Origin of the sequence: Jeongeupia sp. USM3 (assembly GCF_001808185.1) — a bacterium.
GTDB lineage: Bacteria > Pseudomonadota > Gammaproteobacteria > Burkholderiales > Chitinibacteraceae > Jeongeupia.
Map to the genome: position 1 here is coordinate 2,472,797 of NZ_CP017668.1, position 17,665 is coordinate 2,490,461.

A 17,665-nucleotide genomic window follows, 5' to 3' on the forward strand; every position below is an offset into this window, starting at 1 on the left:
CCGCCGGACGGCATCCTAGTCCGTCAGGCCCTCGAACAGCTTGGTCGACAGATAGCGCTCGCCGAACGACGGGATGATCACCGCGATCAGCTTGCCGGCGTTTTCCGGGCGCCTGGCGACCTGGATCGCGGCCCAGGTTGCCGCGCCGGCCGAGATGCCGCAGAGGATGCCTTCCTGCGTGGCCATGGCCTTGGCGGTGGCGAAGGCGTCGTCGTTGCTGACGCGGATCACTTCATCGTACGACTGCGTGTTCAGTACCGCCGGGACGAAACCGGCGCCGATGCCCTGGATCGGATGCGGGCCCTTGGCGCCGCCGGACAGCACCGGGCTGGCGTCGGGCTCGATCGCGATCGCCTGGAACGACGGCTTCCTGGCCTTGATCACTTCGGACACGCCGGTGATCGTGCCGCCGGTGCCGACGCCGGCGATCAGGATGTCGATCTGGCCGTCGGTATCGTTCCACAGCTCCTCGGCGGTGGTCTTGCGGTGGATTTCCGGGTTGGCCGGGTTTTCGAACTGCTGCGGCATGAAGTGGTTGGTGCCCGCCTCGACGATGGCGCGGGCCTTGGCGATCGCGCCGCCCATGCCGTCCGGGCCCGGGGTGAGCACCAGCTCGGCGCCGTAGCCGCGCAACAGCGCGCGGCGTTCCTTCGACATGGTTTCCGGCATCGTCAGCACCAGCTTGTAGCCGCGCGCCGCACACACCATGGCCAGACCGATGCCGGTATTGCCCGAGGTCGGCTCGACGATGGTGGTGTCGGCGTTGATGGTTCCGGCCGCTTCGGCGGCGTCGATCATCGCGACGGCGATCCGGTCCTTCACCGAATGGCTCGGGTTCATGTACTCGAGCTTGGCGACGATGGTGGCGCCGCAGCCGGCGGTGACGCGGTTGAGTTTGACGAGCGGCGTGTTGCCGATCAGCGCGGTGACGTCGTTGGCAATCTTCATGGCGGTGTTCCTGTCTCAAGGAGTAACCCGAAGATTGTAGCCTCAGCATGTCAGCCCGATACAATTGAAGTCTGATAAGCAAAGAACACCAGACACTATGCAGATCTACAAGGTCGGCGGCGCCGTGCGCGACCGCCTGCTCGGCCTGCCGGTCAAGGATGTCGACTGGGTCGTCGTCGGCGCCACCGCGGCCGAGATGGAAGCCCGTGGCTATCGCGCCGTCGGCAAGGACTTCCCGGTTTTCCTGCATCCGGTCACGCAGGAGGAATACGCGCTGGCACGCACCGAGCGCAAGTCGGGTCACGGCTATCGCGGCTTCACGGTGTTCGCCGATCCGACCGTCACGCTCGACGAAGACCTCGCGCGGCGCGACCTGACGATCAACGCGATCGCCGAGGACGAGCACGGCACCGTATTCGACCCGTTCGACGGCCGTGCCGACCTGCAGGCGCGGTTGCTGCGGCACGTGTCGCCGGCTTTTGTCGAAGACCCGGTGCGCATCCTGCGGCTGGCACGCTTCGCCGCGCGTTTCGATTTTGCCGTCGCGCCGGAAACGATGGCGCTGATGCGGCAGATGGTCGACGGCGGCGAGGTCGATCATCTGGTCGCCGAGCGCGTCTGGCAGGAGTTCGCCAAGGGGCTGATGAGCGATGCGCCGAGCCGGATGTTCACGGTGCTGCGAGAAGCGGGTGCGCTCGCGCGGATCGCGCCCGAACTCGACGCGCTGTGGGGCGTGCCGCAGCGCGCCGACTACCATCCGGAAGTCGACACCGGCGTGCACGTGATGATGGTGCTCGACTACGCCGCCGCGCGGGGCTGGCCTTTGAGCACGCGCTTTGCCGCGCTGTGCCACGATCTGGGCAAGCCGCTGACGCCGGGCGACGTGTTGCCGAGCCATTACGGCCACGAAGGCCGCGGCGTGAAGGTCGTCGAGCGCCTGTGCGAGCGCTTGCGCGTTCCGAGTGATTGCCGCGATCTGGCGGTGATGGTCTGCCGCGACCATACCCACGTGCACCGGGCCAGGGAATTGCGCGCCGACACGACGCTCGACCTGTTCACCCGCTGCGACGCCTTCCGCAAGCCGGCACGCTTCGACGAGTTCCTCGACGCCTGCCTTGCCGACGCGCGCGGCCGGCTCGACTTCGAGGATTGCGACTATCCGCAGCCCGGCTGGCTGCGGCTGCAGCTCGCGGCGGCCAATACCGTCAATGCCGGCGAGATCGCGCAGGGCTGCACCGACAAGGCGAAGATCCCGCAGGCGGTGCGCGCGGCGCGGATCCGCGCGATCGAGGCGGCGCGGCTGGCCGCCTAGGCGGTTTCGATCGCGTCGATCCGCGCGCGGAGCTGGGCGATCGCGTCGGCCCGGTCGGCGGCGTTGTCGCGCTGCTCCAGCCGCGTCATCAGCGCGAAGTGGCGCTGCCAGTGGGCGAACTCGCCGTGGGTGTAGCCGACGTCGGCACTGGCGCGGGCCAGTGCGGCGTGGCATTCGGCCTCCAGATACGGCGAGCCCAGCTGCACCGCGCCGTCGAGCGCGCGCCGCAGGTAATGGTCGGCCGCGTGCGGCTCGGCCAGCGCCAGACAGGTTTCGCCGAGGGCGACCAGATTGACGACCTTGCCCCAGTGGTTGTGGGCGCTGCCGTTGAGCGAGAGCGAACGCTCGAACTGCCGCCGGGCCGCCACCAGCCGCCCCTGGCGCTTGAGCAGGTAGCCGCGGTAATAGTAGAGCTCGGGTTCGAACTCGCAGAAACCCAGCCGGGGCAACAGTGCCTCGGCTTCGGCCAGTTCGGCGCCGGCCGCGTCGTCGTTGCCGCAGCGGTAGTGGTGGGCGGCGATATTGATGTGCAGCCCGAAGCAGATGTCGAGCCGGTCGACCTGCGGCAGCGCACGTTTGGCCTTGTCGAGCATCGCTGCGGTCGGTTCGGGGGCGACCAGCATGAAATAGAGCTTGGCCATGCCGAGGTAGCCGAGCAGCCGGGCCAGTGCCGGGCCGTCGGCGAGGCCGCGTTCGAGCAGCGCCAGCCAGTGCGCCTCGGCCTGCTGGTAGCGGCCGAGGCCGTAGTGGGTTTCAGCGGCGAGATGGATCGCCTCGCTCCACAGCAACCGGTCGCCGAGGGCGTCGGCCAGCGCAGCCGCGTCCAGGCAGGCCGGATGCGCGTCCTCGCCGTCGGGCACGGCAAAGCCGGCGCGGCCGGCCTGCAGGCAGGCCCGCGCCTCGCCGGCGTGATAGGCGATGGCATGGGCGCGTTGCCGGGCCTGTTGCGCCAGCGCCAGCGCTTCGGCCGGTTGCGAGTGGGTCAGTGTGGCGGCGACCGCAAGGGTCTGGTCGATTTCGGCGCGCAGGTTGAACGTGCGCGGATGCTGCGGAGCCGACATGGGATACGGAATCAATACAGACAGCGGCGATCATAAAGAGCGCCCCGGTGCCGGTAAACCGGGCCGGCCGTTCGTCGGCGCGGATGCGCCATCCATGTCACACCGCGCTGCGGGCGCTGCAATGAAAAAAGCCGCGCATTGCGCGGCTTTTCCGGGACGGCGGGTCTCAGGCGTTGCCCGAAATGACCAGATACTTCTGCATCAGCACTTCCTTGGACTCCTTGTTGTCCGGGTCGAGCGGGATGCAGTCGACCGGACAGACCTGCTGGCATTGCGGTTCGTCGTAATGGCCGACGCACTCGGTGCACAGGTTCGGGTCGATTTCGTAGATTTCTTCGCCCTGCGAGATCGCGCTGTTCGGGCACTCCGGTTCACAGACGTCGCAATTGATGCATTCGTCGGTAATCATCAACGACATGGTGCGGTTCTTCCGTTTCGAAAATCAGTTAGAAAACAACAGCTTCGCGCAATTGTCCCACTTTGGGCGGCGAGGGACAATGCCAATGGTCACGCCGGCGCCAGCAGCCGGTAGTGGACGGTACCGGCGCGGCCTTCCTTCAACACGTCCCAGCCGGCGAGGTCGAGCCCGGTCCAGTCGGCCGCTTCGGCGTAGACGCGGGCGCCCGGCGCCAGACGCGGCGCGAGCGCGACCAGCGTCGGCTGCAGCAGCCCGCTGGCATAGGGCGGGTCGACAAAGGCGATGTCGAACACGTCGCCGCTGCGCGCCAGCCAGGCGGCCGCATCGGCATTGACGAGCTCGGTGCGGTTCAGTTTGAGCAGGTCGCGGTTGGCGACCAGCGCCGTGTACGCCGGCCGCGATTTTTCGACCATGACCACGCGCGCGGCGCCGCGCGACGCCGCCTCGAGGCCGAGCGCACCGCTGCCGGCGAAAAGGTCGAGACAGCGCTTGCCGGTCAGGTCCTGGCCGAGCCAGTTGAACAGCGTTTCGCGCACGCGGTCCGGCGTCGGGCGCAGGCCGTCGCCGTCGGGAAAATGCACGATGCGGCGGCGGCATTCGCCACCGATGATGCGGAGCTGGTTTTTCTGCTGGGCTGCCATGGGGTCGAAGCGTTAAAATCGCGGCAAATCAAGCATTTTCCGCCAATCAGCGCCAATCTCAAAACCCATGTTCAGTTTCTTCCGCAAGAAAAAGCCGGCCGAGGCCGCGCCCGAAGCGCAAGCGCTGCCGGCTCCCGCAACACCCGAGGCGACGGAAGCAGCGCAGCCCGCGCCCGCCGAAGCGCCGGCTCCAGCCCCCGTCGTCGCGGCGCCACCCGCCGAAATCGCGACGCCGGCGTCGAGCGCCGCGGCCGATATCGCCGTGGTCCAGCTCGCCGCCGAGCCTGCTGCACCGGCTGCCGCGGCCGTTGTACAGCCGCAGGACAAGCCCAGACTCAGCTGGGCCGAGCGGCTCAAGGCCGGGCTGGCCAAGACGCGCGACAAGCTTGGCAAGAACCTGGCCGGCCTGTTCGGTGGCGGCAAGATCGACGAGGAACTCTACGAGGAACTCGAAACGGTGCTGCTGACCGCCGACATGGGCGTCAACGCCACCACGCACCTGCTCGACGACGTGCGCGAGCGCGTGTCGCTCAAGGGGCTGAAGGATTCGATCGAACTGAAGGGCGCGCTGAAGGACAGCCTGAATGCGCTGATCGGCCCGCTCGAGGTGCCGCTCAGCGTCGAAGGCCACAAGCCCTTCATCCTGATGGTCGCCGGCGTCAACGGCGCCGGCAAGACGACCAGCATCGGCAAGCTCGCCAAGTACTTCCAGTCGCAGGGCAAATCGGTGCTGCTTGCCGCCGGTGACACCTTCCGCGCCGCCGCGCGCGAACAGCTCGTCGTCTGGGGCGAGCGCAACGGCGTGCAGGTGATCGCGCAGGACAGCGGCGACGCCGCCGCGGTCGCGTTCGATGCGGTCAATGCCGCCAGGGCACGCGGCGTCGACGTGGTGATCGTCGACACCGCCGGCCGGTTGCCGACGCAGCTGCACCTGATGGAAGAGATCCGCAAGGTCAAGCGCGTGGTGCAGAAGGCCGATCCGACCGGGCCGCATGAAACCATGCTGGTGCTCGACGCCAATACCGGCCAGAACGCGCTGTCGCAGGTCAAGGCCTTCGACGATGCACTCGACCTGACCGGGCTGGTGCTGACCAAGCTCGACGGCACCGCCAAGGGCGGCGTGATCGCCGCGATCGCGCGCGAGCGCAGCATCCCGCTGCGCTTCGTCGGCGTCGGCGAAAGCATCGACGACCTGCGCCCCTTCGTCGCGAAAGACTACGTCGACGCGCTGTTCGACTGATGCGCCAGCCGACGCTGCTCACCGCCCGGCTGATCCTGCGGCCCTTCGGCGACGGTGATGCCGACGCGCTGGCGGCCTTGCCGCTGCCCGGTGGCGTGGCAGCTTATCTGCGCGAGCTGCGCCGCGGCGAGCTGTTCGGCGGCGCGACCGGGATGGCGATCTGCCGTCGCAGCGACCGGCAAGCTGTCGGTTGCGCTGGCGCGCGGTTCGAGCGAGACGAAGCGCATGTCGGGCTGTGGCTGCTGCCGGCGGCCTGCGGCAACGGCTTCGGTGTCGAAGCCGGCCGTGCCTTCATCGACCGGCTGTTTACGCAGCATTCGCCACGCGTCCTGCTGGCCCGGACCTTGCGGTCCGACGGCGCGGCGGCGCGGGTGCTGACCCGGTTGGGCTTCGACCTCGATACCGGCGGCGACGTGCAGCTCGGCTGGCGTCTGCGCCGGCTCAGCTGGTCGGTGGCGCAGACCTCGGGCAGCCTGTGAACGCCTTCCTCCGTTCAGACTCCGTGATCCTTTCCAAGGCGGACCGATGATCCAATTCCAGCAAGTGACCAAACGCTATCCCGGCGGACTCGAAGCGCTCAAGGGCCTGAGCATGGACATCCAGCCGGGCGAACTCGTCTTCCTCGCCGGCCACTCGGGCGCCGGCAAGTCGACCCTGCTCAAGCTCATTGCCGGCATCGAAAAGCCGACCGCCGGCACCGTACTCGTCAACGGCCAGAACCTTGCGCGCGCGTCACGCGGCAGCCTGCCGTATGTGCGGCGCCACTTCGGGCTGATCTTCCAGGACCACAAGATCCTGTTCGACCGCTCGGTGTACGAGAACGTCAAGCTGCCGCTCGACATCATCGGTTTCGACGGCCGCGAAGTGAAACGGCGGGTGCTGGCGGCGCTCGACAAGGTCGGGTTGTCGGGCAAGGAAAAACTCAACCCGATCGCGCTGTCCGGCGGCGAGCAGCAGCGCCTGTGCATCGCCCGTGCGGTCGTGCACCGCCCGTCCATCCTGCTCGCCGACGAGCCGACCGCCAACCTCGACCGCGACTACGCACACGACATCCTCGAGCTGTTCAAATCGTTCCACCAGGTCGGCGTGACGCTGGTGATTTCGGCGCATGACGAAACGCTGATGGCCGACTACGGCCGGCGCATCCTGCGGCTGAAGAACGGCCAGTTCGGCGCCTGAACGGAGAGAAACGATGAAACACTGGTTCCGTCTGCACGGCCTTGCGCTGTCCCGCACCGTCGGCGCGTTGCTCCGGCAGCCGCTGGCGACCTTGCTGCATCTGGCCGTGATCGGCCTTGTCGCCAGCCTGCCGCTGGGGCTGTATCTGGTGCTCGCCAGCGTCGGCAATGTCGCGGCGAAGATGCCGGTCGAGCCGCAACTGACGGTTTTCCTCAAGCCCGAGGCCGACATCGGCGCGCTGCGTGCACAGCTGGCCAAGGACGGCCGGCTGGCGCAGACGCGCTTCGTGCCCAAGGCCGACGCGCTGAAGGCGATGGAAACGGCGATCGGCAGCGGCGACCTGCTCGCCGGGCTGTCCGACAACCCGCTGCCCGACGCCTTCGTGCTGACCGCGCGTCGCGACGTGCCGGCGGTGCAGCTGACGGCGCTGGAACAGAGCCTGCTCATCGAGCCCGGCGTCGATACGGTGCAGCTCGATTCGGCATGGGCGGCGCGGCTGGAGAAGGCGATTTCGCTCGGCCGCCACGCGCTGCAGGCGGTCGTGCTGCTGCTGGCGGTGGCGCTGGTGCTGGTGACCGGCAACGCGATCCGGATGCAGATCCTGACGCGGCGCGAGGAAATCGAAGTCGCCAAGCTGATCGGCGCGACCGACAGCTTCATCCGCCGGCCCTTCCACTACAGCGCGGCGATCCAGGGGGTGCTCGGCGGCCTGGCCGGCTGCGGCATTGCCGCCGCCGCGATCGCCTGGCTGAACCCGGCGGTCGGCGAACTGGCCGCGGCCTACGGCCAGCCGTTCGGGCTGGCCTTGCCGGGACCGCTCGAACTCGCCGTCGTCTGCGCGACGACGATGCTGCTGTGCCTTGCCGGTGCGTGGTTTGCCGTGTGGCGCCATCTGCGGCGCTACCGCTGAACCTGCCCCCGTCAGGCGGCTGCGCCTGACATTTTGGCCCCGTCCGGAGCTCGAAATCCTCATGTACGACTCGTACACGCCGGTTTTTGCGCTCCGGACGGGGCCAAACTGCTTTGGCTCGCTTGCCTGCTGTGGACAGGTGCCTGGCGTGTTCGTACCCACATAGTCGCAGGCAATGGGCCCGATTGGCATAATTGCCGTGCACTTGGGCATGCTGCATGCTTGAATCAACGGAACCCGAAGTGCCTTTAGCACTCAAACGATACGAGTGCTAATATCATGGACGTTGCGTGGGCAACGTCAGCAAGACAGGAGTGAACGAATGGGGAACAGCCTTGCCCTGCCGGTGATCACCGGCGGTGACAGCATTGAAAGTTACATCCATCGTGTCAACGCGATTCCGATGTTGAGCGCCGAGGAAGAGGTCGAACTCGCCACGCGCCTGCAGAAGGAAAGCGATCTCGAGGCCGCCGGCCGCCTGGTGATGAGCCACCTGCGCGTCGTGGTGTCGATCGCGCGCGGCTATGCCGGTTACGGCCTGCCGCAGGCCGACCTGATCCAGGAAGGCAATATCGGCCTGATGAAGGCGGTCAAGCGTTTCGAGCCCGATCGCGGCGTGCGGCTGTTCTCGTTCGCCGTGCACTGGATCAAGGCCGAAATCCACGAGTACATCCTGCGCAACTGGCGTCTGGTCCGCATCGCGACGACCAAGGCGCAGCGCAAGCTCTTCTTCAACCTGCGCTCGATGAAATCGAGCTTTGCCGCGCTGACGCACGCACAGGCCAAGGAAATCGCCGACGACCTCGGGGTGAAGCCCGAAGAAGTGCTGGAGATGGAAACCCGGATGACCGGCCAGGACATCGCGCTGATGGCCGATCACGACGACGACGAGGGCGGTTTCGCTCCGATCGACTGGCTGGCCGACCACGATGCCGAGCCGACCCGGCAGATCGAGCGCCGCGCGCACGACCGGCTGCAGTCGGACGGCCTGCGCGAAGCGCTTGAGACGCTCGACGCGCGCAGCCGCCGCATCGTCGAAACGCGCTGGCTGGCCGACGAAGGCAAGGGACTGACGCTGCACGAGCTGGCCGCCGAGTACGGCGTTTCGGCCGAGCGGATTCGCCAGATCGAGGTCAAGGCACTGCAGAAGATGCGCGGGGCGCTGCTGCCGGTGGCTGCGTAAACGGATGAAAAATCCTGCCGGCCGCGTTGCCCTCGCTTGCCGTACTCGTTGTCTGAGCCTCTCGCGCCTTGCCAGCATCGCTATGCTGGATTTTTGACCGTTTACACGAAATGCAGCAATGAAAAGGGCACCCTCGGGTGCCCTTTTGTTTTGCGCTGCGGCCGGAATCAGGCCGGCCGGTAGCGCGTCGGGTCGGGCAGGCCGGCGACGGCAAAGCCCTCGCGGCGCAGCCGGCAGGCATCGCAGACGCCGCAGGCGCGGCCGTCGTCATCGGCCTGATAGCAGGTCACGGTCAGGCCGTAATCGACGCCGAGCCGGGTGCCGGTCTGGACGATTTCGGCCTTCGAGAGCGAAATCAGCGGCGTGTGGATCGTCAGCGGCGAGCCTTCGACGCCGGTGCGCGTCGCCAGCCGTGCCATCGCCTGGTAGGCGGCGATGTAGTCGGGCCGGCAGTCCGGGTAGCCCGAATAGTCGACGGCGTTGACGCCGATGAAGATGTCGTCGCTCTTGAGCACCTCGGCCCACGCCAGCGCGTACGACAGCAGGATGGTATTGCGCGCCGGCACGTAGGTCAGCGGGATCTCGCCTTGCTGCGGCGCTTCTTCGGGGACGGCGATGTTCGCATCGGTCAGCGCCGAACCGCCGAAGCTCGCCAGGTCGATGGTGACGACGCGGTGCTCGACGGCGCCGAGCGCCCTGGTGACGCGTTCGGCGGCCTTCAGCTCGGCATTGTGGCGCTGGCCGTAGTTGAACGACAGGCAGTACGGTGCAAAGCCCTGGTCCCTGGCGATGGCCAGGCAGGTGGCGGAATCGAGGCCGCCCGACAGCAGGATCACGGCGGGTCTAGTCATGTTTCTTGTGCTCCAGAACAGGCATGGGTGCGACGGCGGCGAGCGCGCGCTCGGCGAGGTCGTGATAGAAGTTGGTCTTGAAGATGCGGGCGACGGTCGACGCGATCATCGCCGTCGCCATGATCGAGATCACCATCTCGTGGCCATCGGTCATCTCCATCAGGATGAAGGCCGACGTCAGCGGCGCCCGGGTCACGGCGGCCAGCACCGCGGTCATGCCGATCGCGACCAGCTTGATGTGCGATGCCGGATCGACCATGGGCAGGAACCAGCTGCCCAGACCGGCGCCGAGCGACAGCGACGGCGCGAAGATGCCGCCCGGCAGCCCGGTCAGATAGGTCGACAGCAGGCCGATGAACTTCAGCGGCAGGTAGTACCACGCCAGCGTCGCCTCGCCGGCGACGACCTTGCTGGTGACTTCGGCGCCGCTGCCGAAGATCGGCGCCGCCAGACCGCAGACGGCGATCAGCAGGCCGCAGCAGGCGACGAACAGGTAGGGACGCGTGGCGCGGACCAGCTGCACGCGATCGGGCAGCCAGCGGGTCGGATTGACGCACAGCCACGAGAAGGCGCCGCCGAGCAGGCCGCCGACGACCGAAATCAGCAGCAGCGGCGGCAGGATGCTGAGGCTGAAGCCGGGCACCTTGATGTGGCCGAAATAGGTGTAGCTGCCGAGAAAGGCCATCGACACCACCCCGGAGAGGATGACCGCGCCGAGGATCTTGCCGCTGGTGTTTTCCTCGACCGAGCGCGCCAGCTCCTCGAACGCGAAGACGATGCCGGCCAGCGGCGTGTTGAACGCCGCGGCGATGCCGGCGGCGCCGCCGGCGAGGATCAGCTGCCGGCGGAAAGCGGCATCGCCGAGCGGGAACAGCTTGCGGCAGGCGTACATGATGCTCGCGCCGATCTGTACCGTCGGGCCTTCGCGGCCGAGCACGAAGCCCGAGCCGAGCCCGGCGACGATGCAGACGAACTTGGTCGCGGCGAGCTTGAGGTTGACGAGCTTGCCGGCGATTTCGGGCTGGTCGGCGACGTGCAGCGCCGCCATCGCCTGCTGGATGCCGCTGCCCTCGGCGCCGGGGCCGATCCGGCGCATCAGCCAGACGATGGCCATGCCGCCGAGCGGCAGCGAGATGAAGGGCCACCAGAACCAGCGCGTCGTCAGCGTATCGAAGCCGGCGAACGCCCATTCGGCGGCCTTGGCGAGCATCACCGCAAGCACGCCGACGGCGGCTGCGCCGATCCACAGCGCGATCGTGCCGCGGCTGCGTTGCGGCAGGTGCCGCAAGCGCACCAGCCAGCGTTTCAGCGTCAGATTGACGGTCATGTGTGCTCCCGTTGCGTTGGGTTGGGGAGAATCAGACGCCGGGCTTTTCGCCCCAGAGTATCTTGTGCAGCTGCACCTGCATCCGCACCGGCAGACGGTCTTCGAGCACCCATGCCGCCAGATCGGCCGGCGGCAGCGTTTCCCATACCGGCGAGAATAGCACCGGGGCAAGGTCGTTGACCTTGCGCTCGCGCACGAGATCGCGCGCCCATTCGTAGTCGCTGCGGTCGCAGAGCACGAACTTGACCTCGTCGCCCGGCCTGAGCGCGTCGAGGTTGGCCCAGTGCATCCTGGCCAGTTCGCCCGAGCCCGGCGTCTTGATGTCGAGGATGCGCGACACGCGCGGATCGACGTTCTCGATCGGCAGCGCACCGCTGGTCTCCAGGCTGACGCTGTAGCCGGCGTCGCACAAGGCGGTCAGGAAGGCGAGGCTGTGCTTCTGCGCCAGCGGCTCGCCGCCGGTGACGCAGACGGTACTGGCGCCATGACGGGCGATCTCAAACAGGATGTCGTCGAAGCCCATGGTCTTGCCGCCGTGGAAGGCGTAGGCGCTGTCGCAATAGCCACAGCGCAGCGGACAGCCGGTCAGGCGGACGAAAACGGTCGGCAGGCCGAGACGGCTGGTCTCGCCCTGCAAGGAATAGAAGATCTCGGTGATCCGGAGCGTAGCGGGGTTCATGGCGGTTCCATTCCGGATTCACAATCCGGCGGTTGGTTTCCAGACCGGATTGTCCGGCGGAAACGGCAGCGGCCGGGCCGCTGCGGTGATGAAGTCAGTTGACGCTGACGAGGGCCTTCTTGGCCGTCTCGGCCTTTTCCGACTGCGGGTACTTCTCGATCAGCTGCAGCAGGAAGCCACGGGCCTCCTTCTTGTTGCCCTGGGCGTTGGCGCACACGGCGAGGCCGAACAGCGCGTCGGGTGCGAGCGCGTGGTCGGGCGCCTTGTTGACGATTTCGGCATAGGCGAAGCGCGCGTTCTTGTAATCCTTGAGCGCGGTGTAGCTGTTGCCCATCCAGTATTGCGCGGTCGGCACGTTCGGGTCGCCCGGGTTGGCGGTGACGAACTGCTTGAGCGCGGCGACGGCATCCTTGTGCTTGCCGGACTTGGACAGCGCGATCGCGCTGTCGAGCGACTGCTGGTTGGCCTGCTGCGCGTCGGCCTTCTGCTGCTGCTTGGCCTGCTCGATGTTGCGGACCCGGGTATCGAGGTCGGTGAACAGGTCTTTCTGCTGCTTGCCCGCCTGATCCTGGTTGAACTGCAGCACCTCGATCTGGCCGCGCAGGTTGGCAATGTCCTGCTTGAGCGACTCGATCTGGCCCAGGAGGCCGAGCATCTGCTTGTTGCTGGCCTCGAGCTGGTTCAGCCGCGTGTTCTGCTTGGCATTGTCCTGCTGCAGGTCCGAGATCTGCTGGCGCGCGACGTTGTCGTCGAACAGGCCGGCGTGGGCGGTGGTGGCAAAGGCGAAGGCGATCAGGGCGACAAGGCGTTTCATGGCAGGTGGCGTCTTTAGAATGAACAAAGCCGGCATCGTGGCGACGCCGGCTAGCCTAGGCGGTTTTGCCGGGCGGCACAAGGCCGCCCGGGCGCAGGCTTACTGCGCCGATTCGCCCTTGTAGACAAGGTTGGCGTTACGGTTGCGCGACCAGGCGGCCTCGGTCTGGCCCTGCTCCAGCGGCTTTTCCTCGCCGAAGCTGACGCTTTCGAGCTGCGATTCCGGCACGCCCAGCGCAGCGAGCACCTTCTTGGTCGCTTCGGCGCGCTTCTGGCCCAGCGCGAGGTTGTACTCGGCGGTGCCGCGATCATCGGTATTGCCCTGGATGATCAGCTTGGCATCCTTGTTCGCCAGCAGGTACTTGGCGTGCGCGGCCAGCTGTGCCTGGTAGTCCGACTTGACGACGAAGGAGTCGAAGTCGAAGTAGACGCGGCGCTGCGACAGGATGTTGTTCGGATCGGTCAGCGGGTTGTTGCCCTTGTTCAGGTCGCTGCCCTGGGTCAGGTCGACGGTTGCCGGCTTGGTCTCGCTGCCGGTGACCGGCGCCGTGGTCTTGCCGGCGTTCGGATCTGCGGGCGGCGTGCTCGAGCACGCCGCCAGAAGGGCGGTCATCAGGACGGACAGTGCAACTTTCTTCATCTTCATCTCCCTGTCGGGTTGGGGGTGGCTAAACGCCGCGATACATGCGGCCAGCATAGGGGAAAGCCGGTTCAGGGGCGACGGAAAGATTCCCGCCAGCCCGATTCCCGGCGGACATCAGCGCAGCAGCGGTCCCCAGGCCGGCTGGCGCACGTCGCCGTTCTGCGCCTTCAGGCGCTGCTTGATCCGGCCGTCGACCGATACCGCGGCGAGCGTGCCGCGCGCACCGGTTTCGTACAGGATCATCCGGCCGTTCGAGGCGAAGCTCGGCGAGTCGTCGGAGCCGGTATCGGTCAGCACCTGGATCTGCCGGCTGGCCATGTCCATCACCGCGACCTGGAAGCCCTTGCCGGTGCGGGTGATCAGCGCCATCGACTTGCCGTCCGGGCTGACCTTGCCCGACGCGTTGTACGCGCCCTGGAACGTCAGCCGCTCGCCACCGCCGCCCGAGACGGGCATCCGGTAGATCTGCGGGCTGCCGCCACGGTCCGACGTGAACACGATGCTCCGACCGTCGGGCGTGAACGAAGGTTCCGTATTGATGTCGCCGGTGTTGGTCAGCCGGCGCGGGTTGCTGCCGTCGGCATTGACGAGGTAGATCTGGCTGCCCGAATCCTTGGTCAGCACCACGGCGAGCTGGCGGCCGTCCGGCGACCACGCCGGCGCCGAGTTCGAACCCTTGAACGCCGCGGCTTTCCAGCGCTTGCCGCTGGCGAGATCCTGCACGTAGACGATCGGCTTCTGCTCCTCGAACGACACGTAGGCGAGGCGGCCGCCGTCGGGCGACCATTTCGGCGACATGATCGGCTGGTTGCTGGCGAGCACCGTCTGCGCACTGTAGCCGTCGGCGTCGGACACCTGCAGCTCGTGGCGCTTGCCGCGCTTGACGACGTAGGCGATGCGCGAGTTGAACGCGCCGGGTTCGCCGGTCAGTTTCTGGTAGACCATGTCGGCGATCTGGTGCGCGACGCGGCGCGACTGGCCGACACGGGCGCTCAGCTGGTGCGCGAGCAGCACGTTCTTGTTCGACAGGTCGACCAGCCAGAACTTGACGGTAAAGCTGTCGCCGTTTGGCACCACGCTGCCGATCAGCGCGGTCTGCGCGCCACGGCCGGCCAGCAGTGCCGGGTTCAGTTGCTCGGGCGCGTACGGCACCGGCGCGAGATCGCCGGCCCCGATGACCTTGAACAGGCCCGAGCGGGTCAGGTCGGCAGCGACGACCGGCGTCAGCCCCTGTGGCAGCGTCTGCTCGGACTGGAACGGCGCGATCGCGATCGGGTACTGGCTGGCGCCGGCGCCGACGACCTCGATCGTCATGTTGTCGGCGGCGCGCGCCTGCATCATCGTGAACAGCAGCGCCGCGGCAACGAACAGCCAGGCGGTCAGGCGCTGCAGCGGGGTCTGGAAGGTAGGCATACGGCTCCTCAGTCTTTCAGGCGGAAATTGATGGTCCACTCGCGGTGGGTCGAGAACGATTGGCCTTCGGGCAGCGGCGGCATCTTGCCGAGTGCCAGCACCGCGCGCCGCGCCGCGTCGTCGTAGGCGGCAACGCCGCTGGAACGGCTGACGCTGACGTTGCTGATGCTGCCGTCGGGCAGTACGCTGATTTTCAGCACCGCGGTCGGATTGCCCTTGTCGTCCGGGTAGACCAGCTTGGAACGGATCAGCTGGCCGACCTTGTTGTTGTAGTCGCCGAGCCCCTTGCCGGCGATCGGGCTCGTGCCGCTGCCGCTGCCCGGGCCGGTATTGACCGTTGCGTTCGGGTTGCTGCCCTTGCCGCCCGGCTTGGCGCCGGCACTCGGAGTGTTGTTGCTGGTACTGAGCAACTGGTCGAACTCCGACTGCGGCCTGGCCTTGGGCTTCTCGGGCCTGGTTTCGGCCTTCTTCGGCTCGGGCGTCGGCTTGGGCGCCGGCGTGGGTTTTGGAGCGGGCGTCGGCGTGGGTTGCGGCGTCGGCTTCGGTGCAGGGGTCGGTGTCGGCCTGGGCGTCGGCTTGACCTTGTCGACCGCGATGTCGGCCTTTTTGTCCGGCTGGGGTTCGGGCTTGGGGTCGGGCTTGACCGGCGGCGGGGTCGGTTCGGCCTTCGGCTGCGGTTTGACGTCCTCGCGCACCGGCTGCTGCGCCGGCGGCGGGCCGCCCCACAGCTCGACCTCGACCGGTTCGGGCTTCTTGGTCTGCCATTGCACCGACACCATCAGGAACAGCGCGAACAGCACGTGCACGGCCGCGGCCAGCACGAAGGCCAGCGTCCGGCGCTCCTCGGGGTGGCGTTGGCGATGGTCGGTCACTTCGGGCGCACCAGCAGGCCGACACGGGCGACGTTGGCGGCCTTGAGCGCGTCCATCGTCGCCATCACGGTTTCATAGCGGACCGACTTGTCGCCGGCGATCACCACCGGCCGGTCGGCCTTGGCGGCCAGCTTGTCCTGCACCAGCGCAACGAGCGCCTGCGCATCGGCGACGGTCTCGCTCTTGCCGGCGTCCGACAGCGTCAGCTCGCCCTCGACGCCGATCTCGACGCGCAGCGGCTCGACGCTGGCTTCCTGATCGGACTTGCCGACCGTGGGCAGGTTGACGACGCCGGGCGCCTGCATCATCGGCGTCGCGACCATGAAGATCACCAGCAGCACCAGCATCACGTCGATGTACGGCACGACGTTGATCTGGTTCATCGAACGGCGCGGTCTTCGGGTTCTGGCCATGATCGGGCTCCCCTTAACGAGCCTGACGCTGCAGGATGTTGGAGAACTCTTCGATGAAGGTGTCGAAGCGGTTGGCCAGCGCGTCGACGTCGTGGGCGAAGCGGTTGTACGCGACGGTGGCCGGAATTGCCGCGAACAGGCCGATGGCGGTGGCAACCAGCGCCTCGGCGATGCCCGGGGCGACGGTTGCCAGCGTCGCCTGGCCGACGTTCGCCAGCCCGCGGAACGCGTGCATGATGCCCCAGACCGTGCCGAACAGGCCGATGTACGGCGAGACCGAGCCGACCGAGGCGAGGAAGGACGTGTGCTTGTCGAGCCAGTCGAGCTCGCGCTGGCAGGCGGCGCGCATGGCGCGGCGGGTGCCCTCCATCACGTCGGACAGCTCCATCCCGCCCTTCTGGCGCAGCTTGAGGAATTCGGAGAAGCCGGCGATGAAGATCTTCTCCATCCCGACCGAGTGACCGCGCTTGGTCTGCTCGAACAGCGCGTTCAGGTCCGAGCCGCTCCAGAAGCGGTCTTCGAACAGTTCGCTGGCCTTGGCGGCCTTCGACACGGTGAAATACTTGCTGAAGATGTGCCACCAGCTCATCAGCGACAGCAGCACCAGGATCGCCATCACCAGCTGGACGACGAGGCTGGCGTGCAGCACGAGTTCGAGAATCGACAGGTCTTGATTGGGCATCGGTTTTACCGGGGTTGGGGTTTGGCAGGGCGGCTTACGGGTTCGTCCCCGTCGGGCTGCGCGAGTTCCGTTCGCGCGTGAACAGGTTCTTACTGCGCCAGCGGCGTGGTGACGGTCTGGGCCTGCTGGTTCAGCTGGCTGCGGATCGCTGCTGCCAGCGAGGCCGTCCACTTGTTGTAGTTCGGGTGGATGAAGACCCGGCCGTCGCTCACGGTCTCGTACTTGAGGTTGAAGCTGTCGAGGTAACGGATCTGCACCGTCTGGGTATCGTATTCGATCGTGACCTTGGCGATGTGCTTGCCGCTGCCGACGTCGAGGGTCGCCTCGATCCGGCCCGGCGCGACGTCGCGGGTCTGCCACTTGGTGCTGGCGGCGCCGGCGACGATGGCCGACCTTACCTGGTCGGCATCGAGACTCTGGGTGATGGCGAGCTTGGGCGGATCCTGCATCAGGCCCTGCCGCGCCAGTGCGGGGGCGGACAGGCCGAGCAGCAGGCACAGGGCAATGAGGATGTGTTTCATTGAGGTCTCCAAGTGTCGCTGCAATTGTAAGCGCTTGGAGACCCCGATTTAAGTCCCGATGTGAGGAAACTCACGTTCGTCATGCGGCGCCGGAAAAATTCACACCGACCGGCGTTGCCGGCGGCGGATCAGTTGACGGCGATCTGGCTGGCGGCGAGCTGCTTGCGGATGTCGCCGGCCAGCGTCTCGGTCCATTTGATGTAGTTGCCGTGGATATAGCTCCGGCCCTCGGCGGCCTCGTAGTCCATGTCGGCGCTGTCGAGATAGCGGATCGCCACGCTCTGGCTGTCGTAGGCGATCGCGACCTTGACCATGTGCCGGCCGCGGACGGTGATCGACGCCTCGATCCGGCCCGGCGCCACTTCGCTGGCCTGCCATTTGCGTTTGGTTGCGGCGGTAATGATCGCGGTCCTGACCTGCTCGGCATTGGCCGGTGCGGCGATCTCGATCTTCGGCGGGTCGCGCAGGATGTCGGCCCAGGCGGGGGCGGCGAGCCCGATCGCGAGACCGAGCGCGCAGAGGATGTTTTTCATTGTGTTCTCCATGTGGCGCGATCAAG

At 67.1% G+C, this 17,665-nt stretch carries 21 protein-coding genes; 6 read left to right on the forward strand and 15 right to left on the reverse strand.

The window, feature by feature from the left end; genetic code table 11:
• Window positions 1-15: 15 nt before the first annotated feature.
• Complete coding sequence (gene cysK, locus BJP62_RS11630) at window positions 16-948, reverse strand: cysteine synthase A (RefSeq protein WP_070529793.1); 933 nt, start codon at window positions 946-948, stop codon at window positions 16-18.
• Window positions 949-1,045: 97 nt separating this feature from the next.
• On the opposite strand from cysK, the gene BJP62_RS11635 reads away from it, so the two are divergent.
• Entirely contained in the window at window positions 1,046-2,260 is a 1,215-nt protein-coding gene (locus BJP62_RS11635; RefSeq protein ID WP_070529794.1) for a multifunctional CCA addition/repair protein, read from the forward strand.
• Here BJP62_RS11635 and BJP62_RS11640 read toward each other — a convergent pair.
• The 3 genes from BJP62_RS11640 to rsmD all read right to left on the reverse strand — a co-directional run bounded on the left by BJP62_RS11640 (window position 2,257) and on the right by rsmD (window position 4,380).
• Entirely contained in the window at window positions 2,257-3,321 is a 1,065-nt protein-coding gene (locus BJP62_RS11640; protein WP_070529795.1) for a hypothetical protein, read from the reverse strand. The genes BJP62_RS11635 and BJP62_RS11640 overlap by 4 nt on opposite strands.
• A gap of 166 nt (window positions 3,322-3,487) precedes the next feature.
• Entirely contained in the window at window positions 3,488-3,739 is a 252-nt protein-coding gene (locus tag BJP62_RS11645; RefSeq protein ID WP_070529796.1) for a YfhL family 4Fe-4S dicluster ferredoxin, read from the reverse strand.
• Between the two features lie 89 nt (window positions 3,740-3,828).
• Window positions 3,829-4,380 carry a 16S rRNA (guanine(966)-N(2))-methyltransferase RsmD gene (rsmD, locus tag BJP62_RS11650; protein WP_070529797.1) on the reverse strand — a complete coding sequence of 184 codons (552 nt, stop codon included), beginning with the start codon at window positions 4,378-4,380 and terminating at the stop codon, window positions 3,829-3,831.
• Window positions 4,381-4,447: 67 nt separating this feature from the next.
• On the opposite strand from rsmD, the gene ftsY reads away from it, so the two are divergent.
• The 5 genes from ftsY (at window position 4,448) to rpoH (ending at window position 8,892) form a co-directional block, all read left to right on the forward strand.
• The gene (ftsY, locus tag BJP62_RS11655; RefSeq protein WP_070529798.1) at window positions 4,448-5,620 is read left to right on the forward strand and encodes a signal recognition particle-docking protein FtsY; all 1,173 of its coding nucleotides are present in this window, start codon (window positions 4,448-4,450) and stop codon (window positions 5,618-5,620) included.
• Window positions 5,620-6,099 carry a GNAT family N-acetyltransferase gene (locus BJP62_RS11660; protein WP_070529799.1) on the forward strand — a complete coding sequence of 160 codons (480 nt, stop codon included), beginning with the start codon at window positions 5,620-5,622 and terminating at the stop codon, window positions 6,097-6,099. The genes ftsY and BJP62_RS11660 overlap by 1 nt, the downstream gene beginning before the upstream one ends.
• A 46-nt stretch (window positions 6,100-6,145) precedes the next feature.
• The gene (ftsE, locus tag BJP62_RS11665) at window positions 6,146-6,799 is read left to right on the forward strand and encodes a cell division ATP-binding protein FtsE (protein ID WP_070529800.1); all 654 of its coding nucleotides are present in this window, start codon (window positions 6,146-6,148) and stop codon (window positions 6,797-6,799) included.
• 13 nt (window positions 6,800-6,812) lie between these two features.
• The gene (ftsX, locus tag BJP62_RS11670; protein WP_070529801.1) at window positions 6,813-7,709 is read left to right on the forward strand and encodes a permease-like cell division protein FtsX; all 897 of its coding nucleotides are present in this window, start codon (window positions 6,813-6,815) and stop codon (window positions 7,707-7,709) included.
• A gap of 322 nt (window positions 7,710-8,031) precedes the next feature.
• Complete coding sequence (gene rpoH / locus BJP62_RS11675) at window positions 8,032-8,892, forward strand: RNA polymerase sigma factor RpoH (protein WP_070529802.1); 861 nt, start codon at window positions 8,032-8,034, stop codon at window positions 8,890-8,892.
• Between the two features lie 167 nt (window positions 8,893-9,059).
• Here rpoH and queC read toward each other — a convergent pair whose 3' ends face one another.
• From queC to BJP62_RS11730, 11 genes are all read right to left on the reverse strand, one after another.
• Window positions 9,060-9,743: a 7-cyano-7-deazaguanine synthase QueC gene (queC, locus tag BJP62_RS11680; protein WP_070529803.1), complete on the reverse strand. Its 684-nt coding sequence runs from the start codon at window positions 9,741-9,743 to the stop codon at window positions 9,060-9,062.
• Entirely contained in the window at window positions 9,736-11,070 is a 1,335-nt protein-coding gene (locus BJP62_RS11685) for a chloride channel protein (protein ID WP_083300882.1), read from the reverse strand. Before BJP62_RS11685 ends, queC begins: the two co-directional genes overlap by 8 nt.
• Before the next feature lie 31 nt (window positions 11,071-11,101).
• Window positions 11,102-11,749, reverse strand: coding sequence for a 7-carboxy-7-deazaguanine synthase QueE (gene queE / locus BJP62_RS11690; RefSeq protein ID WP_070529804.1), 648 nt, complete (start codon window positions 11,747-11,749; stop codon window positions 11,102-11,104).
• A 94-nt stretch (window positions 11,750-11,843) separates the two neighbouring features.
• Window positions 11,844-12,563, reverse strand: a complete 720-nt coding sequence (ybgF, locus tag BJP62_RS11695) for a tol-pal system protein YbgF (protein WP_070529805.1) — start codon at window positions 12,561-12,563, stop codon at window positions 11,844-11,846.
• 99 nt (window positions 12,564-12,662) lie between these two features.
• The gene (pal, locus tag BJP62_RS11700) at window positions 12,663-13,202 is read right to left on the reverse strand and encodes a peptidoglycan-associated lipoprotein Pal (protein ID WP_070532658.1); all 540 of its coding nucleotides are present in this window, start codon (window positions 13,200-13,202) and stop codon (window positions 12,663-12,665) included.
• A gap of 117 nt (window positions 13,203-13,319) precedes the next feature.
• The gene (tolB, locus tag BJP62_RS11705) at window positions 13,320-14,618 is read right to left on the reverse strand and encodes a Tol-Pal system beta propeller repeat protein TolB (RefSeq protein WP_070529806.1); all 1,299 of its coding nucleotides are present in this window, start codon (window positions 14,616-14,618) and stop codon (window positions 13,320-13,322) included.
• An 8-nt stretch (window positions 14,619-14,626) separates the two neighbouring features.
• Window positions 14,627-15,490, reverse strand: a complete 864-nt coding sequence (locus BJP62_RS19215) for a TonB family protein (protein ID WP_070529807.1) — start codon at window positions 15,488-15,490, stop codon at window positions 14,627-14,629.
• Window positions 15,487-15,873 carry an ExbD/TolR family protein gene (locus BJP62_RS11715; protein WP_083300885.1) on the reverse strand — a complete coding sequence of 129 codons (387 nt, stop codon included), beginning with the start codon at window positions 15,871-15,873 and terminating at the stop codon, window positions 15,487-15,489. Before BJP62_RS11715 ends, BJP62_RS19215 begins: the two co-directional genes overlap by 4 nt.
• A gap of 43 nt (window positions 15,874-15,916) precedes the next feature.
• Window positions 15,917-16,570 carry a protein TolQ gene (gene tolQ, locus BJP62_RS11720; RefSeq protein ID WP_374749752.1) on the reverse strand — a complete coding sequence of 218 codons (654 nt, stop codon included), beginning with the start codon at window positions 16,568-16,570 and terminating at the stop codon, window positions 15,917-15,919.
• A gap of 104 nt (window positions 16,571-16,674) precedes the next feature.
• Entirely contained in the window at window positions 16,675-17,106 is a 432-nt protein-coding gene (locus BJP62_RS11725) for a hypothetical protein (RefSeq protein ID WP_070529810.1), read from the reverse strand.
• A 128-nt stretch (window positions 17,107-17,234) separates the two neighbouring features.
• Window positions 17,235-17,639 carry a hypothetical protein gene (locus BJP62_RS11730; RefSeq protein WP_070529811.1) on the reverse strand — a complete coding sequence of 135 codons (405 nt, stop codon included), beginning with the start codon at window positions 17,637-17,639 and terminating at the stop codon, window positions 17,235-17,237.
• Window positions 17,640-17,665: the final 26 nt, after the last annotated feature.

Excerpts from the sequence above, each read along its gene's own strand:
- cysK (WP_070529793.1), bottom strand. The coding sequence starts at position 948 with ATGAAGATTGCCAACGACGTCACCGCGCTGATCGGCAACACGCCGCTC.
- BJP62_RS11635 (WP_070529794.1), top strand. The coding sequence starts at position 1,046 with ATGCAGATCTACAAGGTCGGCGGCGCCGTGCGCGACCGCCTGCTCGGC.
- BJP62_RS11640 (WP_070529795.1), bottom strand. The coding sequence starts at position 3,321 with ATGTCGGCTCCGCAGCATCCGCGCACGTTCAACCTGCGCGCCGAAATC.
- BJP62_RS11645 (WP_070529796.1), bottom strand. The coding sequence starts at position 3,739 with ATGTCGTTGATGATTACCGACGAATGCATCAATTGCGACGTCTGTGAA.
- rsmD (WP_070529797.1), bottom strand. The coding sequence starts at position 4,380 with ATGGCAGCCCAGCAGAAAAACCAGCTCCGCATCATCGGTGGCGAATGC.
- ftsY (WP_070529798.1), top strand. The coding sequence starts at position 4,448 with ATGTTCAGTTTCTTCCGCAAGAAAAAGCCGGCCGAGGCCGCGCCCGAA.
- BJP62_RS11660 (WP_070529799.1), top strand. The coding sequence starts at position 5,620 with ATGCGCCAGCCGACGCTGCTCACCGCCCGGCTGATCCTGCGGCCCTTC.
- ftsE (WP_070529800.1), top strand. The coding sequence starts at position 6,146 with ATGATCCAATTCCAGCAAGTGACCAAACGCTATCCCGGCGGACTCGAA.
- ftsX (WP_070529801.1), top strand. The coding sequence starts at position 6,813 with ATGAAACACTGGTTCCGTCTGCACGGCCTTGCGCTGTCCCGCACCGTC.
- rpoH (WP_070529802.1), top strand. The coding sequence starts at position 8,032 with ATGGGGAACAGCCTTGCCCTGCCGGTGATCACCGGCGGTGACAGCATT.
- queC (WP_070529803.1), bottom strand. The coding sequence starts at position 9,743 with ATGACTAGACCCGCCGTGATCCTGCTGTCGGGCGGCCTCGATTCCGCC.
- BJP62_RS11685 (WP_083300882.1), bottom strand. The coding sequence starts at position 11,070 with ATGACCGTCAATCTGACGCTGAAACGCTGGCTGGTGCGCTTGCGGCAC.
- queE (WP_070529804.1), bottom strand. The coding sequence starts at position 11,749 with ATGAACCCCGCTACGCTCCGGATCACCGAGATCTTCTATTCCTTGCAG.
- ybgF (WP_070529805.1), bottom strand. The coding sequence starts at position 12,563 with ATGAAACGCCTTGTCGCCCTGATCGCCTTCGCCTTTGCCACCACCGCC.
- pal (WP_070532658.1), bottom strand. The coding sequence starts at position 13,202 with ATGAAGAAAGTTGCACTGTCCGTCCTGATGACCGCCCTTCTGGCGGCG.
- tolB (WP_070529806.1), bottom strand. The coding sequence starts at position 14,618 with ATGCCTACCTTCCAGACCCCGCTGCAGCGCCTGACCGCCTGGCTGTTC.
- BJP62_RS11715 (WP_083300885.1), bottom strand. The coding sequence starts at position 15,873 with ATGAACCAGATCAACGTCGTGCCGTACATCGACGTGATGCTGGTGCTG.
- BJP62_RS11725 (WP_070529810.1), bottom strand. The coding sequence starts at position 17,106 with ATGAAACACATCCTCATTGCCCTGTGCCTGCTGCTCGGCCTGTCCGCC.
- BJP62_RS11730 (WP_070529811.1), bottom strand. The coding sequence starts at position 17,639 with ATGAAAAACATCCTCTGCGCGCTCGGTCTCGCGATCGGGCTCGCCGCC.